Origin of the sequence: Aeromonas sp. 601027 (assembly GCF_049174455.1) — a bacterium.
GTDB classification, from domain to species: domain Bacteria; phylum Pseudomonadota; class Gammaproteobacteria; order Enterobacterales; family Aeromonadaceae; genus Aeromonas; species Aeromonas veronii_A.
This window is the reverse complement of sequence record NZ_JAAKTN010000001.1, coordinates 358,431-375,254: the sequence shown is the minus strand read 5'-3', so window position 1 is coordinate 375,254 and position 16,824 is coordinate 358,431. Positions and strand designations below refer to the sequence as shown.

Here is a 16,824-nt window from a genome sequence, read left to right as displayed (position 1 = left end):
TCATCACATATTCCGAACAACCCCTCGATCGGGATCACAATTTGCAAGGTTGAGCTGTAACCAAATATTCATTAAGTGGTCATTAAATTGACAAGCTGAAACAAGGCCCGCACCATCGGGTCAAACTCTATACGGATGAACGATCTCTCCCTTACTCGCTCAAAGGATGAGCTTATATGAATCGCCCCTCCTCAGGCCGCCCCCGTGCCCTGAGTCTGCCCTCTGGGCTACTGGCCCTGCTGGGCGGATTGCTGCTGCTGACTCTGTTATTACCGCTGATCAATCCCGGCAGCTGGCTGGGCCGTGCCCAGCCGCTGGTGCTGGGCCCCGCCGACAATCCGCTGGCCACCCTCACCCGCCACGCCCTGCTCTATAAAAGCGACAGCCGCGGCCTCTATCTGGTGGTGCGCAGCCAGTGGCTGTTGCGGGGGCCGCTGCAAGCAGGGGACAAGGTGCGAGTGGAGCTGCTCAACGACAAGGGGGAGCGGATTGACCAGCTGAGTCAAGCGGTGGATAAGCGTCAGGTGTGCCGCAATAACCGCTGCTCGCTGGATCTCAACAGTACCCTGCGGGCCCCGGACGATGCGCTGGCCAGCCGTTATCAGCTGCGCATCGGTCTGCTGCTCAAAGATCGCCCCGAGAGCGGCGACTTCAGCCAGATCCTGCAAACCCTGCCGGAGCAGGGCTTCAACCTCACCTATCTGGTGGTGAGCCTGACCCTGGTGCTGGCCCTGAGCGCCGCCGTGCTCAAAACGGTGCTGCCAAAGCTGCGCCGCAGCCTGCGCTGGCGGATCATCGGCAGCCTGCTGCTCGGCAACCTCACCTTCGTGCTGCTGCACGGCTTCGTGGTGTTCAAGCTGGGGGAGTTTCTGCTCTGGTCAGGCTTTCGCCCGGAGCACTACTATCTCGCCTGGGGCAGCATGGTGCTGGGCTGGAGCCTCTGCGCGCTGGCGGGCTTCAACCTCTATATGGGGCTGGTCTTTACCGCGCTGTCAGGCATAGGGCTGCTGGCCAACTTTATGAAGATCGCCATCTACGGCGTGCCGCTCGGCGGGGACGATTTTGGCAACCTGCTGGCGCTGCTGCGGATCCTGCTCGACCAGCACCCCATCCTGCCCATCTTCACCGTGTTGCTGGCACTGTTTCTCTGCTGGCGCTTTGCCCTGTCGCGCTGGGTGTTGCGCACAGCCGCCGCCACCGTCGCCTTCTTTGCCCTGTGCGTCTTTGCCACCCAGACCGGCAACAAGCTGCTGGGGGCCAACATTCGCTACGTGGACCGTGCGGTCAACTACCACAGGGACATCATCCGCTCAGGTCCTGGCCTCTATCTGTTCAATCTGGTGGACGAGATGCTGCAAAGCGGCAGCGTGTTTCGCTACCCCTTGCAGATCAACGAGCTGGCCCCGCAGCTGAGCTATCCGCCCCAGGGCATAGCGCCGCGCTGGGATCTGGTGATCGTACTGCAATATGAGTCGCTCTGGCTCGACTGGAAGGGGCGGATCTGCGCCCCGGCTCCCACCCTCTCCCTGCCCGCCAGCGTGCAGCAGTGGCAAAAAACCATCCACTCCCCCACCACCGGCGGCATGACGGTGCTGGCGGAGTTCGAGATGAACACCGGCCTGCCGGTGGGCTTGCTCAAGCAAGGGGTGGTGCCCTACTACTACCTCTCGCAGCAGGTGCCGGGGCTGGCCCAGAGCGCCAGACAGAGCGGCTACCAGACCCTGTTCGCCCACCCTTATGTGGAAAAATTCTGGGGCCGCGCCAAGGCGATCCCGGCGCTCGGCTATGAGGAGCGCTGGTTCGACACACGCTTCACCACCCTTGAGCACAAGGGACTCTATATCTCCGATGATGCGCTGATCGACCACCTGCTCAAGCGCAGCGAACAGGATGACAAACCGCTGTTTGCCTATGCGGTCACCATGCAGGGGCACGGCCCCTTCGATGGCCCCCGCTATCAGGGGCAGGAGCGCAGCGGCGCCTGCCCGAACCAGAGCGAGAGTGACACCCAGCTGCTCAACACCTACTACACCGGGGTGGTGGATGCCATGGCCTCGCTGGAGCGGCTGCTCAAGACCCTCGACCAGTCGGACAAGCACTATCTGGTGGTGGCCTTTGGCGATCACCAGCCGTTTTTGATGTCCGCCGGCAAGGGGATTCACGGTGACAAGCCGGCACGCGATGCCACCTACCAGATCCCCATGATGGCCTTCACCCGCGCCGATGATCCCCTCAATCTGGCGACCCAGTTTGCGCCGGTGCGCCAGCTCTACCAGATGGGTCAGGCCACCCGCCAGCTGCTGGCGGGGGATATCACCCCCATCGAAGAGAAGCCCCTGCTCCATCCGGTGCTGGGCGAGGAGAAAGGGTTCGACCCATCAAGCCTGGTGCCGCAGATCCGCGCCAGCTTCCGGCCCGATGCCCTGCCCTGAGCCTTAAGCCCCGCAACACGAATAGATGAGGCCGCAATAGCGGCCTCTGGTTATCACTTTCTCTTTGTCACTGCGACTGCGAAATCCGGTCTTTAGCGGGCGTTACGGGTTGCAACGGCATCCGCCAGGTTGCGCAGCAGCACTTCGGTATCGGCCCAACCGATGCAGGCATCGGTGATGCTCTGGCCGACGGTGAGTTCACACCCTTCCACCAGATCCTGACGGCCTTCCACCAGATGGCTCTCCACCATTACACCAAACACCGCCTTGCTGCCGGCACGCAGTTGGCCGGCCACATCCTCGGCCACCAGCATCTGGTTCTTGAACTGCTTGCTGCTGTTGGCATGACTAAAGTCGATCATCACCTTCTGGGGCAGACCGGCCTTCTCCAGCCCCTTCACCACCTCGTCCACGTGGGCGGCGCTGTAGTTCGGCTCACGACCACCACGCAGAATGATGTGACAGTCCGGGTTGCCGCGGGTCGCCACGATGGCGGAGTGACCGTATTTGGTGACCGACAGGAAGTGGTGCGGCGCACTGGCGGCACCGATGGCATCGATGGCAACCTTGATGGTGCCGTCAGTGCCGTTCTTGAAGCCCACCGGACAGGAGAGACCGGAGGCCAGCTCGCGGTGTACCTGGGATTCGGTAGTACGGGCACCGATCGCGCCCCAGCTCATCAGATCCGCCACATATTGCGGGGTGATCATGTCAAGGAACTCGGAGGCAGTCGGCAGCCCCATGTCGTTGAGATCCAGCAACAGCTTGCGACCAATGCGCAGACCGTCGTTGATCTTGCAGCTGTTATCGAGGTACGGATCGTTGATCAGCCCCTTCCAGCCCACTGTGGTGCGCGGTTTTTCGAAGTAGACCCGCATCACGATCTCCAGCTGACCTTTCAGCTCGTCGCGCAACGCCTTGAGGCGCTTGCCGTACTCCAGCGCGGCAACCGGATCATGGATGGAGCAAGGACCAATCACCACCAGCAGACGATCATCTTCGCCAGCCAGGATATTGTGAATGGCCTGACGGGATTCAAAAACGGTGGACGAGGCCACCTCGGTAGCCGGAAACTTCTCAAGCACCGCAACCGGAGGTAATAACTCTTTGATTTCACTGATACGAACGTCGTCGGTTTGATGCTGCATGACAAGGCTTCCTGCTAGATGACTGCGATTAGGAAATCTCAACATAGCCCGCGACAGGGCATGTGTAAATAGGAAATTACAGCAATCACAAAACTATTTTATATGGCAATCTTGCAAGTTATTGAAATGATGCTAGGAGAAATGACGATGCTGGTGAGGAAGGCAAAAAGGCCCGCTCAGCGCGGGCCCGAAGCGTCGGTGATGACGGGTTTGTCAGTGATCAGCCACGCTGGCTGATACTGGCCAGCTTGTCGAAGTAATCCGGGAAGGTCTTCGAGGTGCACTTGGGATCATTGATGGTGACCGGGGTATCCGACAGCGCCACCAGCGAGAAGCACATGGCGATACGGTGATCGTTGTAGGTATCGATCTCGGCATGCTTGAGCTGGGTCGGCGGGGTCACGGTGATAAAGTCATGCCCCTCCTCCACTTCGACGCCCAGCTTGCGCAGCTCGGTCGCCATGGCGTGCAGACGATCGGTCTCCTTCACCCGCCAGTTGTAGATATTGCGAATGGAGGTCGGCCCCTCGGCAAACAGCGCGGCAACCGCGATGGTCATGGCCGCATCGGGAATATGGTTCATATCCATATCCACTCCGTGCAGCGGCGCCTGCTCCGCCTCGATGAAATCATCACCCCAGGTGATGCGCGCGCCCATCTTCTCCAGCACATCGGCAAAGTGAATATCACCCTGAATGCTGTGCTTGCCGATACCGGTGACCCGTACCTTGCCCTTGATGGCACCCGCCGCGAGGAAGTAGGAGGCGCTGGAGGCATCTCCTTCCACCAGAAAGTCACCCGGGCTGATGTAGGTCTGGTTGCCCTTGATGTAGAACAGCTTGTAGTTGTCGTGCTCGATGACCACCCCGAACTGCTTCATGATGTGCAGAGTGATGTCGATGTAAGGCTTGGAGACCAGCTCCCCCTTGATGTGGATCCGGGTATCACCGGCCGCCATCGGCGCCGCCATCAAAAACGCGGTCAGGAACTGGCTGGAGACGGAGCCATCGACGTGCACATCGCCGCCCCACAGCCCCTTGGCATCCACCACCAGCGGCGGATAACCATCGTGTTTCAGGTACTGGATATGGGCACCCGCTTCACGCAGGGCATCCACCAGATGGCCGATGGGACGCTCTTCCATGCGCGGCTCGCCGCCCAGAGTATATTCACCGGAGCCCAAGCACAGCGCGGCGCAGAGCGGTCGCATGGCGGTACCGGCGTTGCCAAGGAACAGATTGACCGGCTCTTTTACCGCAAAGCTGCGGCCCAGACCCTGCACGGTACACTCGGTCTTGTCGGCGGAGAGCTTGTACTTGACCCCGAGCTGGGTCAGCGCAGCCAGCATATGACGAATGTCATCGCTGTCGAGCAGGTTGGTCAGACGGGTGGTGCCACGAGCCAGCGCCGCCAGCAGCAGCGCACGGTTAGAGACACTCTTGGAGCCGGGCAGATTGACCTCTCCGGCCACACGAGAAATGGGTTCCAAACGCAACGAATTCATAGACTTCCTGTGCTATCTCAAAAATAAACGCCTGTCCGGACGTTAACAGCCTGCGTCCCGCTCGGCAAGGGCACTTTCAGCGGAAATCACACGGCAAACGCCAGCGCGCTGGTTCTGTTGAAAAAAAGACGCCGGGGTATCCCCGGCGTCTTGAATCACTGCAATAGCTGGAAGCGGCTCACGGGTTGTCACGAGAGGCCACCAGCAAACACATAGGGGCACTGTTCTCAGCCGTTGCGCTTGGCAAAGCCATCCATAAAGCTCACCAGGGCCTTCACCCCCTCCAGCGGCATGGCGTTGTAGATGCTGGCGCGCATGCCACCAACAATGCGGTGTCCTTTGAGGGCCAGCAGGCCAGCGGCTTCCGATTCGGCAAGGAACTGCTTGTCCAGCTCGGCATTTTTCAGCTGGAACGGGATGTTCATGCGCGAACGGCAGCTGACATCCACCTGATTGCCGTAGAAGCTCGACTGATCGAGATAGTCATAGAGGAAGTCGGCCTTCTCCTTGTTACGCGCTTCCATCGCCTCGAGGCCACCCTGTTCTTTCAGCCACTCGAACACCAGACCGGCCAGATACCAGGCGTAGGTGGGCGGCGTGTTGAACATGGAGTCGTTCTTGGCAGTGAGTTTGTAGTCGAAAATCGAGGGGACATCGGCTCTGGCCTGATCCAGCAGATCATCGCGCACGATGGCGATGGCGAGCCCGGACGGCCCGATATTTTTCTGTGCACCGGCATAGATGATGCCAAAGCGGCTCACGTCGAGAGGACGGGAGAGAATGGTGGAGGAGAGATCTGCTACCAGCGGCACCTCGCCGGTGGCCGGGATGTCGAACATCTCGATGCCATCAATGGTTTCGTTCGGGCAGTAGTGAACATAAGCCGCATCGGCGCGAAACGCCGGGGTCGGCAGCAGGTGAGAGATCCCCTGCTCGTTCTTGGCAACCCCCTGGAAGGTCTGGATATCGCCATACTTTTTGGCTTCATCCACCGCGCTCTGGGACCAGACGCCGGTCAGCAGGAAGTCCGCCTTCTTGTTGGCGCCGCCCAGCAGGTTCATGGGCACGGCGGAGAACTGACCGCGGCCGCCACCATGCATGAAGAGCACCTTGTAGTTGTCCGGCACCGCCAGCAGCTCGCGCAGATCCGCTTCGGCCTTCTCGGCAACCGCCATGTAGGGCTTGCCGCGATGGGAAAGCTCCATGACCGAGGCTCCCAGCCCCTGAAAATTACAAAATTCGCGCTGGGCGCGCTCCATGACTTCAACCGGCAGCATGGCGGGGCCGGCGCAGAAGTTGTAAATCTGTTTGCTCATGACGCTTTCCGTGAGTGGATGAGAGTAATCGATGACTTGTCAGGTTTTACACAAGAGCAGCCAGCGGATCAAAGGCTTTTTGGGCGCTGGCTCAACCTTTTACCGTCACTCTGCCTCCCACTTGCAGTAGAAAAAGCCCTGAACGGGTCAGGGCTTGCAGGGAACATGCACAGAAATGGCGGGCAGAGCGCATAAACGACCACAGCTCAGCCATTTCTGACAAATTTACAGTTTGGCGGTGAGCTCCGGCAGCAGGGTGAAGAGATCCCCCACCAGCCCGTAGTCCGCCACCTGAAAGATGGGGGCATCGCTGTCCTTGTTGATGGCCACGATCACCTTCGACTCCTTCATCCCCGCCAGATGCTGGATGGCCCCCGAAATGCCGACCGCGATATAGAGCTCGGGCGCCACCACCTTGCCGGTCTGACCCACCTGCAGATCGTTGGCGACATATCCTGCATCAACGGCGGCCCGCGATGCCCCCACAGCACCGCCCAGCTTGTCGGCCAGCGCCTCAATCAGGGCAAATTCCGCCTTGGAACCAAGGGCTCGGCCACCGGAGACCACCACCCGAGCGGCGGTCAGTTCGGGCCTGCTGGAGCGCACCGCGCGGCGCTCGACCAGCCGGGTACGACCAGCGAATTCGGGCACGGCCAAGTGCTCGATGGGAGCCTGCCCGCCTGTCGCCGCCTTGGCAAACGCGGTGGCCCGCACTGTCATCACCTTGACGGGTGCCGAGCTTGCCACTCTGGCGATGGCATTGCCTGCATAGATGGGGCGCAGGAAGGTGTCGCTACTCTCGATAGCCGTCACCTCGGAGAGCATCTCCACCCCGAGCCGAGCCGCTACTTGTGGCAGCAGCGCCTTGCCCATGGCACTCGCCGCCATCAGGCAGTGGCTGTAACCTTCGCACCAGCTGGCCAGCAGCTTGTCCACCCCATCCAGCAGCCCGTCGGCCAGCAGGGGATGTTCGGCAAGCAACACCTTGTCGACGCCGCTGAGGGCTGCCGCCTGTTCACCCGCCTCGGTCAGCCCCTGACCCAGCAACAGCAGGTCAACCTGACCGCCGATGGCTCCGGCGGCGGTGACCAGTTGTGCCACGTTGTCGGCCAGATGGCCCTGATGATGTTCGGCAATGATCAGCACGCTCATGGCAGCACCTTCGCTTCGTGTTTGAGTTTGTCCACCAGCTCGTCCACCGAGCCCACCTTGATCCCGGCGCTGCGGGCTGGCGGCGCCATCACCCCGAGCAAACGGGTCTGGTTGGCCGCCTCAACGGCGAGTGTCGAGAACGGAGCGCTATCAAGCGGCTTGCGCTTGGCCTTCATGATGTTCGGCAGCGAGGCAAAACGCGGTTCATTCAAACGCAGATCGGCGCTTACCACCGCAGGCAACGGCATGCCCAGGGTCTCGAGGCCACCGTCGATTTCGCGGGTCACCAGCAGTTCTCCCGCTTCCACCTTGAGGGCTGACGCGCAGGTCGCCAGCGGCCAATCATTGAGGGCAGCCAGCATCTGGGCCACCTGATTGTTGTCTGAATCGATGGATTGCTTGCCGAGCAGCACCAGATCTGGCTGTTCCTGCTCACACACCTTGTGCAAGGCGCGGGCGACAGTCAGCGGGGCGAGCGTCTCATCGGTGACATAATGCAGCGCCCGATCCGCCCCCAGCGCCAGCCCATGGCGCAGTTGCTCGGCGGCAGCGTCAGGGCCAAAGGTCACCACCACCAGCTCGCTGGCAACCCCGGCTTCCCGCAGCCTGACCCCCTCCTCCACCGCAATTTCACAAAAGGGGTTGATCCCCATCTTCACATTGGCGAGCTCCACGTCGGAGCCGTCTCCCTTCACCCGGATCTTGACGTTGTAGTCGACTACCCGTTTGATTGCGACCAGCAGCTTCATGGGGTCATGCCTCGTCTCTTTGGATTGAATTCATTAGTGTGCCTCTGCGTTTGTTGCAGTACGCTCTTCCCTGATTTTTTGCTTTTTCTTGCTCAGTTTTGCTTACAACTGCTTTACGTTTACGTAAACTACCAGCATTACCCTAGGCCAACCAGAGCGCAGAGGCAAGATGGAACGGGAAGCAATGGAATTTGATGTCGTCATCGTCGGCGGCGGTCCGGCGGGGCTCAGTGCAGCCATCGCCCTGAAACAGCAGGATGCCACTCTCTCTGTCTGTCTGCTGGAGAAGGGGGCCGAAATTGGCGCCCATCTGCTCTCCGGCGCCCTGTTTGATCCCGTCGCCTTGCAAGAGCTGCTGCCGGATGGCTGGCAGCAAGCGCCGCTCGGCGTGCCGGTCAGCGACGATCAGGTTCATCTGCTGCAAAGCGAGCAACGCTCCCTGCAACTCCCCGCTTGGGCGGTGCCACCCCGGATGCACAATGAGGGTTGCCATGTGGTCAGTCTGGGCAATCTCTGCCGCTGGCTTGGCCAACAGGCGGAAAAACTGGGAGTCGAAATATACCCGGGATTTACCGCCAGCGAACTTATCATGGACGCGGGCCGGGTCAAGGGGGTCATCACCGGCGATCTGGGGCTGGATCGCGCGGGCAATCCAAAAGCTGATCATGTGCCCGGCATGGCGCTGCTCGGCCGCTACACCCTCTTTGCCGAGGGTGCCCGCGGTCATCTCGGCAAGCAGCTGATCGCCGACTTCAACCTGGCAAGCCCTGCCCAGCCCCAGCACTATGCCATCGGCTTCAAGGAGCTGTGGCAACTGCCTGCAGGGCAAGGCAAAACGGGACAGGTGCTGCACGGTAGTGGCTGGCCCCTTGGCAAGCAGGGGGGCGGCAATAGCCACGGTGGCTTCTATCTCTATCACATGGAGGGGGATCAGGTGGCAGTCGGGCTGATTGTCGATCTCAACTACCAGAATCCCTGGCTCAGCCCGTTCGACGAATTCCAGCGCCTCAAGCATCACCCGCTTATCGCCGACGTGTTGCAAGGGAGTGAGCGCATCAGTTACGGCGCCCGCGCCATCACCAAGGGGGGCTGGCACGCCCTGCCCCGCATGCACTTCCCGGGTGGACTGCTGATCGGTTGTGATGCGGGCACCCTCGACTTTTCCCGCATCAAGGGGATCCACACCGCAATGAAATCGGGGATGCTGGCGGCAAAAACCGTCGCGATGGCGCTGCGGGGGTGCGATGAAGGGGGCCGGGATCTGGCCCAGTATGGTGACGAGCTGCACCAGAGCTGGCTGGCCCGCGAGCTCAAGGCGGCGCGCAACTTCGGCGCGGCGCTTCACCGCTATGGTCCCTGGTTGGGCGGTGCCTTCAACTGGCTGGAGCAACGGCTGTTTGGCGCAAACTCGCCCTTCAGGCTGCTCGATAAGGCTCACGACTACCGTCAGCTGCGCGTGGCCAGCCGCTGCGAGCCCATCCATTATCCCAAACCCGATGGCAAGCTGAGCTTTGACAAGCTCTCGTCTGTGTATCTGGCCAACACCAGTCACGACGAGGATCAACCTTGCCACCTCAAGCTGCAGGACGAGCGCATTCCGGTCGAGGTCAATCTGCCCACCTGGGCCGAACCTGCCCAACGCTACTGCCCGGCCGGGGTATTTGAAGTGCTGGAAATGGAAGGCGCGGCCAAACTGCAGATCAACGCCGCCAACTGCATCCACTGCAAAACCTGCGATATCAAGGACCCCAGTCAAAACATTATCTGGACGCCGCCACAGGGGGGCTCCGGGCCCAATTATCCGAATATGTGATGGAATGGCGATGCCAAGATGCGGTGACATCAAAGATACCCAGTCCCAAAACATCGTCTGGACACCACCACAGGGGGCTCCGGGCCCAACTATCCGAATATGTGATCGAACGGCGATGCCAAGATGCGGTGACATCAAAGATACTCAGTCCCAAAACATCGTCTGGACGCCGCCACAGGGGGGCTCCGGGCCCAATTATCCGAATATGTGATGAAGCGGGGCAGCGGCAACAAGCAGCCCCAGCTAGCCCTCCCCCAGCCAAAGGCTGGGTTCTACCCCGCATAGCCGCTCAGGTGATCCGACCTCGCTGTTTTTTTGAACAAACAGGCTGAATCCCTGATGAATAGCCCCTGACAAGCGGGGCCCACCCCTGTATAGTTCGCCGCATTCAGGTTTTCCATCGGCCCGATCTGCTTATCCACGGGATCGCCTTCTGCAGCGATCTAAGGCCGCATGACCTGTGCAACCATCCCTGATTACCCATGACTTTTTAAGGGGGGACAGATGATCACCGCCTACATTCTCAATAACAAGGTGCTGGACATAGTCACGCTCGGGCCTGACGACATAGTACCTGACAACACGGTCTGGCTGGATGCCTACAAGCCGGACACGGCAGAGCGAGAATGGTTGACGGGCCTGTTCCTGGAAGAGGTTCCCGACAAGGAAGAGCTCGACGACATCGAAGCATCCGCCCGTTTTTACTGGGATACCGATGGTCTGCACATTCACTCCCTGTTTCCCCAACGGATCGGTCGTGACACCAAGGGTGTCCACGTCTCTTTTACCCTGCGCAACAACCTGCTGATCAGCATTCGTGAAGATGACATCGGGCTGGTGCGCCTGCTGCGCCACTATATGCGCCAGGATCGGCTGGAGGTGGAGGATGCCCTCGATATCCTGCTGGAGGTACAAAACCTCAAGGTGGAGTACCTCTCCGATCTTATCGAAGATGGTTACAAGACGTTGGAAAACACCGCCGATCAGATCTTCGAGCCGGATCAGATCAACCCTATGCTCAAGGAGCTGTTGGCACAGGAAGAGGCCAACGGCCAGATCCGTCTCTCCCTGCACGATACCCGCCGCGCCCTGCGTTTCCTCAAACGCAGCCTGCGCCAGCGCATGAGCCTGGAGCAGAACAAGTGGATCGACGAGATGCTGCACGACGTGGAGTCACTACTGCCTCACACCCAGTTCCTGTTCGACAAGATCAACTTCCAGCTGGAGGCCTCCATGGGGGTGACCAATCTGGAGCAGAACAAGGTGATCAAGATCTTCTCGGTTGCCGCCGTGATCTTCCTGCCGCCGACCCTGATCGCCAGTATTTATGGCATGAACTTTGGCCGCATGCCTGAGCTCGCCTGGGAGTATGGCTATCCCCTCTCGCTGGTGCTGATGGTGATGTCATCGCTGGGCACCGGGCTCTTCTTCAAGCGCAAGGGGTGGCTGTAACGCCAGCCGCTCGGCACAAGACAACTTTTCGCGGATTGGGGGGCATGGCCCCCCGATTAATTCCCGCTCTCTCCCGCGCCTTGCAAAGGGCTCGCCTTCGCCCCATATCCCTTGCATCACTTGCACTCTATGAATGGATATCGGGCAACCATGACCCTCTACCCCGAACATCGATATGACGATCACGGCCAGTTGCGCCCTCCCCTCTGGTTCTGGCCCATCGCCCTGTTGCTGACCCGCTCGGTCTGGCTGTTTCTGATGGCCGGCGTCACCCGCGAGAGCGGCAGCGAGATCCTGACCCTCTTTTATCCGGACAAAATCACCCTCTACATCAGCCTGCTGACCGACGTACCCGCCATGCTGGCGTTGCTCGCCTGCGGGGGCACCTATCAGCAGACCCAGAGCATTCGCGCCAGACTCCGGCGCCACAGCCCGCTGCTGCTGCTCTGCTCTGCCGTCAGCGGCCTGCTGATGCAGTTGCACAGCCTCAATCTGCAGAAGTGGTCATTCAGCTGGCCCACCGCACTGGTGCTGGTCGCCAGCCTCTGGTCACTCTGGTATCTGCTGCGCAGTCGCCAGCTACGGGAATATGCTGCTGATGATCCTCATCAGGAGTCGAACATCTAGCCAAGCTTTAGCTGCAATCAATTGAAATAAATATAAAAAGCCTCTTGGTGAGCTGAACACCCACAACAAGCCAGACGCGCGATCATAACCCCGAGCCGCAAGCGGCCCCGTTGTCGAGGAACGGCTGCGCCCGCACTCTCGCCCCATAGGTGGCGGCCAAGCGGATAAGGGATTATCAATAGCCGTGTTCGGTCACCCCGTTCATTCAGGCTTGATTCATTATCAATGGAATTGATAACACTTTTCATTACTCTTACTGCGTTATAAACTTGCTCCCCCCGGGCGGCCCCGCCCGGGTGCTGGAGCCTTTATGACAAGCCTTTCTCTCTCACCCCGACAATTCTGGCAGTGGCTGGCCTACCACCATCAGGCCGCCGAGGGCACCCTCTATCTGATGTTCTTCTCCGGCCTGCTGCTGTGGGAACCGCTGACCCCGCTCTGGTCGCTGGCACGCTGGAATCTGTTTTTCCATGTGATGCTCTCGCTCACCCTGTTCCCGCTGCTGTTTGGCGCCTTCTGGCTCTCCCATCGCAGCTTGTTGAACCGCAGCAACAAACCCTTTTTACGCGCCACGGGGCGGATTATTGAAGCCCTGCTGCTGATCTGTCTGGCCAGCGGCCTGCTGCTGGTGCTGCACGGCACTCCGGGCGATGCCACGGGCAACCTCGCCAGCTGGGCCCACTGGCTGAGCGCATTGGCGTTAACTCCTCTGGTGCTGCGCCACGCCTGGCGCTGGACCATCTTGAAATGGCGCTCCTGATCCCATGTTGAAGTCATCTCTTTGTGCATGTTTGTCACCCCTGTTGACACTCGTCCTGCTGCTGGCCAGCCCTTTCGCGTTTGCCCAGCAGATGAGTTCAGGGATGATCGCCTATGAGGAGGGGCAAAGCCCGCGCCTCGTCACCGCCAACCTGAGCGCAGGTTCCGTCACCCTGCTTGAGCGCGATAGCGGCAAGCGGCTCAAAGAGGTGCAGCTGGGGGGCGATCTACGCCAGCTTGCCCGCGCCGATGACGCCACCCTGCTGGTCACCGACTACAGCGGTGATCGCCTGTTGCTGCTGGATGATGATCTCGATCTGGAAAAGGCGATCCCCACCGGCCATAGACCCTATGGGGTCATCTTCGATGCCAAACGGCAGTGGTTCTGGGTCACGCTGTTCGAATCCGCTCGCCTGCAAGCCTACGACACCGCGGGCAACCTCAAGCTGGATGCAGAAACCGCCGAGACACCCCGCGGGCTGGCATTGACCGACGATGATCGCCTGCTGCTGACCCACGCCATGACCGGCCAGCTCGCCATCTATGATCTCGCCAAACTTGGCCATGGCGCCAAGGGAGCTTCGCTTCCCAAGCCCAGGCTCATCACCCTGGCCGAGACCCACAGCGATACGCCGAGCGACTCGCAAGGGTTGCCACGCCTGCTCGACGGCATCGCCCTCTCCCCTGATGGCAGCGAGGCCTGGTTGCCCCACGTGCTGTGGAGCTTCGATCACCCCTTCCAGTTTCAGAGCACCGTCTTTCCGGCCGTCTCCATCATCGATCTCGATGAGGAGAAAGAGCGGGTCGATGAAAGAAAGCAGCTCTTTTTGCAGATCAACCTACCAAGCGTCGGCAATCGCAGCCAGATCGTCTCCAACCCGTTTGCTGCGCGCTTCGCCGCCGACGGCAAGCGGGTCTACCTGACCCTGGCCGGCTCGGAAGATCTGCTGGTGTTCGACCTGTCGCGCAGCGGCAAATCCAACAACAACCGCCACCGCCGCAAGAAATTTCAGGGGGGCGCCAAAGCAACCCAGCTCTTGCGTCACCTGCCGGGCCAGAATCCGCGGGACCTGCTGATCGACGGTGACCATATTCTGGTGCACAACGCCATGGGGCAGGATCTCACCCGCCTCAATAGCGGCGGCAGCGGCCCGTTTGCCCGGGTCACGGTTGATGCGCCCCACTTCGCCAAGCTGGTGGAGATGGATCCCCGCCCCAAGTCGCTTCAGCGCGGCGAGCGGCTGTTCAACTTGGGCAACACTGCGGCTAATAGCCGCTTCCCCATGGCGGGGGACAACTGGATGAGCTGCAACTCCTGCCATCTGGACGGGTTCAACTTCACCAACCGCTATCTGATGGCGGCCCATCGCCAGAAGAGCAGCGACAACGCCATCAACGGCCACGCCAACCTTGCCAATATGGTGGCCGGGGACTTTATCGGCGAATACCTGCGCATGACCCAGCAGACCCAAGGCGGCATGGGCCATGACATCCGCGATGGGGCCGAGGCGGTTGACCCCGCGAGGCCCCAACCGGAAGTGAAAGCGATGATGGAGGACTTGCACGCCTTCGTCACCGCCGATGACAACCTCCCCTATCTCGCCAACTGGCTGCGACTCGATGCTCCACGCACGGATCCCGCCAAGGCGCCAACCACTCATCCGAAGGCGTGGCTCAACTCCGCCTCCTGCCAGAACTGCCACCAACAGGCCTTCAAGGATTGGAGCGAGAGCAACCACCGGCTGATGGGCAACTCCCACCCCTACTACAAGGTGGTGCAGGCATTGGCCCGCGAAACCGAAGGGGAAGCGTTCGGTCAATGGTGTCAGGGCTGCCATATGCCCCAGCAGGTGATGACAGGCCAGCTGGATCTGCCCAAGGGCTCCCATATGTTCGAGCAGGGCGGCGCCTCGCTGATTGCCGCCCACAAGGCGGGCGAACCTGTGGTTGAGGAAGGGACCGGCTGCGTGCTCTGTCATCGCATCACCAAGGTGGAAGATGCGGGCGGCAACAGCGCCTTTACCGTGAATTTGAAAGACCGCGAGAGCTATGTGTTCGAGGATGCCCCGGGCGGCAGCCTCAAGCACTGGCTGGCCGAGCGGCAGATCAACGCCCGTCCGGCGGCCCACAAAGCCTCCTATCAGAAGGATTTCTACCGCGATGCGGCTCTGTGCAAGTCGTGCCACAACGAGTTTGCCCCGGGCACCGGCGCCAATATCGTCAACACCTGGGACGAGTGGGAAAAATCCAGCTTCGCAAACGCGGAGGAGCCCGCCAAGCGGCGCACCTGCATCGACTGCCATATGAACCCGGAGCCGGGTAACGGCGGTGCGCCGGTCGCGGGCCAATCCACCGAAAACGGCACCATGAAGGCGCGGCTCTATCGCCACAACTTTACCGGTGCCCAGCACCAGCTGGTGGGGCTGCGCAATCCCGACCTTGAGCAGGAGAGTCTGGCGCTCTTGCGCTCCAGCGCTACCCTTTCGGCCCGTATCGAACAGGCTGCCGATAGTCAGCATCTGGTGGTGCGGGTCGCCAATACCGGCGCAGGCCATGCCCTGCCCACCGGAGTGGCCGATTTCCGTGAACTCTGGCTGGAGCTGACCGTCACCGACGCCGCTGGCAAGGTGGTGCTTGCCAGCGGCCAGCCGGTGGATGGTGCGGTCCCAGAAGATGCGCGACTGTTCAGAAAAGTGTTCGGCGATGCCGAGGGCAAGCCGGTGGGGCTCAAGTTCTGGCGCTACGCCAAACTGCTGGAAGATACCCGCATTCCGGCCGATGGCTGGCGGGATGAAGTCTGGCCGCTGCCCGCAAAAGCCCAAGGGCCCTTCAAGGCCGATATCAAACTCAATTTCCGCACCTACCCCAAGTGGGTCAATGATGCGGTGCGCGCCGCCGAGCCGAGCTTACCGGAGCCACCCATAGTGCAGCTAAATCGGTTGCAACTTACATTGCAGCCTCTCCCCGTCACGCCCGCTACGGAGCCTCAATCCTGATGTTTGCAAGTTTTCTCATTACCCTGCGCGAGGGGCTGGAAGCCTTCCTGCTGGTCGGCATCTGCCTCTCCTACCTCGCCAAGCTGGGGGCGAGTCGCTACAACAAGTTCATCTATCTGGGTGTCGGGCTTGGCCTTGTCGCTTCCCTGATCGTCGCCTTCCTGTTCCAGGTGGTGGTGAGCCAGTTCGAGAGCGAGCGTTACAACCACCTCTTGATGGCGGGGATCCTCATCTTCGCCACTCTGGTGCTCACCTATATGGCGATCTGGATGCAAAAACAGGCCAAATCCCAGGTGGGAGCCATGACAGCGCGCATCGATGCGGCCATCGATGGCGGCAACCTGTTTGGTCTGGTGCTGCTCGCCTTCCTTGCTGTGATGCGCGAGGGGTTTGAAACCGTGCTCTTCTTCTCCGCCCTGCTCTACTCCGGGCAAGGGGTCGATCTGCAATCTGGCCTGATGGGCGCGCTGGCGGGGCTGCTGGTCTCCATCGCGCTGGTGTGGGGGCTGCTGCGCTCCACCCGCAAGGTGGCGCTGGCTCCCTTCTTCCGCTGGACTGGCCTGCTTATCATCATCATCGCCGCGGGTCTGCTGTCGTCTGCCGTCAACATGCTGCAGGCGGCAGATATCATCACCTTCTGGACCACGCCGGTGTTCGACATCAGCCACATTCTCGACGATCAGGGGGTATTTGGCACCTTCCTGCGCGCCCTGTTTGGCTACAATGCCTCACCCGCTGGCTTGCAGCTGCTGACCTGGGCCCTCTATCTGGCGATCTTCGTTACCCTCTGGCAGCGCAGCTATCACCCGCAGGTAAGTGCCGCGACTGGCAAGGGCTGAGCCAACACGCCCTGTGGCAACAAGGCCACGGGGTAAC

12 protein-coding genes are annotated in these 16,824 nt (G+C 60.7%); 7 read left to right on the top strand and 5 right to left on the bottom strand.

The genetic code is table 11. The features are described 5' to 3' along the window. Positions 1–176: 176 nt before the first annotated feature. A complete protein-coding gene (locus G5193_RS01605; RefSeq protein WP_421204784.1) occupies positions 177–2,432 on the top strand; it encodes an LTA synthase family protein in 2,256 nt (751 codons plus the stop codon). Positions 2,433–2,524: 92 nt separating this feature from the next. On the opposite strand, the gene aroG is transcribed toward G5193_RS01605, so the two are convergent. From aroG to G5193_RS01580, 5 genes are all read right to left on the bottom strand, one after another. After that, complete coding sequence (aroG, locus tag G5193_RS01600) at positions 2,525–3,580, bottom strand: 3-deoxy-7-phosphoheptulonate synthase AroG (protein ID WP_144713523.1); 1,056 nt, start codon at positions 3,578–3,580, stop codon at positions 2,525–2,527. 220 nt (positions 3,581–3,800) lie between these two features. Then, positions 3,801–5,084: a 3-phosphoshikimate 1-carboxyvinyltransferase gene (gene aroA, locus G5193_RS01595; protein ID WP_005351267.1), complete on the bottom strand. Its 1,284-nt coding sequence runs from the start codon at positions 5,082–5,084 to the stop codon at positions 3,801–3,803. Positions 5,085–5,311: 227 nt separating this feature from the next. Further along, complete coding sequence (gene serC, locus G5193_RS01590; protein ID WP_120414429.1) at positions 5,312–6,400, bottom strand: 3-phosphoserine/phosphohydroxythreonine transaminase; 1,089 nt, start codon at positions 6,398–6,400, stop codon at positions 5,312–5,314. Between the two features lie 225 nt (positions 6,401–6,625). Further along, positions 6,626–7,552, bottom strand: coding sequence for an electron transfer flavoprotein subunit alpha/FixB family protein (locus tag G5193_RS01585; protein ID WP_421204783.1), 927 nt, complete (start codon positions 7,550–7,552; stop codon positions 6,626–6,628). Further along, entirely contained in the window at positions 7,549–8,301 is a 753-nt protein-coding gene (locus G5193_RS01580) for an electron transfer flavoprotein subunit beta/FixA family protein (protein WP_421204782.1), read from the bottom strand. Before G5193_RS01580 ends, G5193_RS01585 begins: the two co-directional genes overlap by 4 nt. A gap of 169 nt (positions 8,302–8,470) precedes the next feature. Between G5193_RS01580 and G5193_RS01575 the strand changes: the two genes are divergently transcribed. The 6 genes from G5193_RS01575 to G5193_RS01550 all read left to right on the top strand — a co-directional run bounded on the left by G5193_RS01575 (position 8,471) and on the right by G5193_RS01550 (position 16,787). Continuing rightward, positions 8,471–10,114 (top strand): electron transfer flavoprotein-ubiquinone oxidoreductase, encoded by a 1,644-nt coding sequence (locus G5193_RS01575; RefSeq protein ID WP_421204781.1) that lies wholly within the window; start codon positions 8,471–8,473, stop codon positions 10,112–10,114. A gap of 504 nt (positions 10,115–10,618) precedes the next feature. Next, entirely contained in the window at positions 10,619–11,566 is a 948-nt protein-coding gene (gene corA / locus G5193_RS01570) for a magnesium/cobalt transporter CorA (protein WP_266133904.1), read from the top strand. A 150-nt stretch (positions 11,567–11,716) separates the two neighbouring features. Then, positions 11,717–12,193 (top strand): DUF2919 domain-containing protein, encoded by a 477-nt coding sequence (locus G5193_RS01565; RefSeq protein ID WP_216953818.1) that lies wholly within the window; start codon positions 11,717–11,719, stop codon positions 12,191–12,193. A 310-nt stretch (positions 12,194–12,503) separates the two neighbouring features. Then, complete coding sequence (locus G5193_RS01560) at positions 12,504–12,953, top strand: hypothetical protein (protein ID WP_421204780.1); 450 nt, start codon at positions 12,504–12,506, stop codon at positions 12,951–12,953. 4 nt (positions 12,954–12,957) lie between these two features. Further along, complete coding sequence (locus G5193_RS01555) at positions 12,958–15,948, top strand: YncE family protein (RefSeq protein WP_421204779.1); 2,991 nt, start codon at positions 12,958–12,960, stop codon at positions 15,946–15,948. Further along, on the top strand, positions 15,948–16,787 hold the full coding sequence (locus G5193_RS01550) for an FTR1 family iron permease (protein ID WP_421204778.1): 840 nt from the start codon (positions 15,948–15,950) through the stop codon (positions 16,785–16,787). The genes G5193_RS01555 and G5193_RS01550 overlap by 1 nt, the downstream gene beginning before the upstream one ends. Positions 16,788–16,824 lie beyond the last annotated feature (37 nt).

Excerpts from the sequence above, each read along its gene's own strand:
- G5193_RS01575 (WP_421204781.1), top strand. The coding sequence starts at position 8,471 with ATGGAACGGGAAGCAATGGAATTTGATGTCGTCATCGTCGGCGGCGGT.
- G5193_RS01565 (WP_216953818.1), top strand. The coding sequence starts at position 11,717 with ATGACCCTCTACCCCGAACATCGATATGACGATCACGGCCAGTTGCGC.
- G5193_RS01580 (WP_421204782.1), bottom strand. The coding sequence starts at position 8,301 with ATGAAGCTGCTGGTCGCAATCAAACGGGTAGTCGACTACAACGTCAAG.
- aroG (WP_144713523.1), bottom strand. The coding sequence starts at position 3,580 with ATGCAGCATCAAACCGACGACGTTCGTATCAGTGAAATCAAAGAGTTA.
- aroA (WP_005351267.1), bottom strand. The coding sequence starts at position 5,084 with ATGAATTCGTTGCGTTTGGAACCCATTTCTCGTGTGGCCGGAGAGGTC.
- G5193_RS01560 (WP_421204780.1), top strand. The coding sequence starts at position 12,504 with ATGACAAGCCTTTCTCTCTCACCCCGACAATTCTGGCAGTGGCTGGCC.
- serC (WP_120414429.1), bottom strand. The coding sequence starts at position 6,400 with ATGAGCAAACAGATTTACAACTTCTGCGCCGGCCCCGCCATGCTGCCG.
- G5193_RS01555 (WP_421204779.1), top strand. The coding sequence starts at position 12,958 with ATGTTGAAGTCATCTCTTTGTGCATGTTTGTCACCCCTGTTGACACTC.
- G5193_RS01605 (WP_421204784.1), top strand. The coding sequence starts at position 177 with ATGAATCGCCCCTCCTCAGGCCGCCCCCGTGCCCTGAGTCTGCCCTCT.
- G5193_RS01550 (WP_421204778.1), top strand. The coding sequence starts at position 15,948 with ATGTTTGCAAGTTTTCTCATTACCCTGCGCGAGGGGCTGGAAGCCTTC.
- corA (WP_266133904.1), top strand. The coding sequence starts at position 10,619 with ATGATCACCGCCTACATTCTCAATAACAAGGTGCTGGACATAGTCACG.
- G5193_RS01585 (WP_421204783.1), bottom strand. The coding sequence starts at position 7,552 with ATGAGCGTGCTGATCATTGCCGAACATCATCAGGGCCATCTGGCCGAC.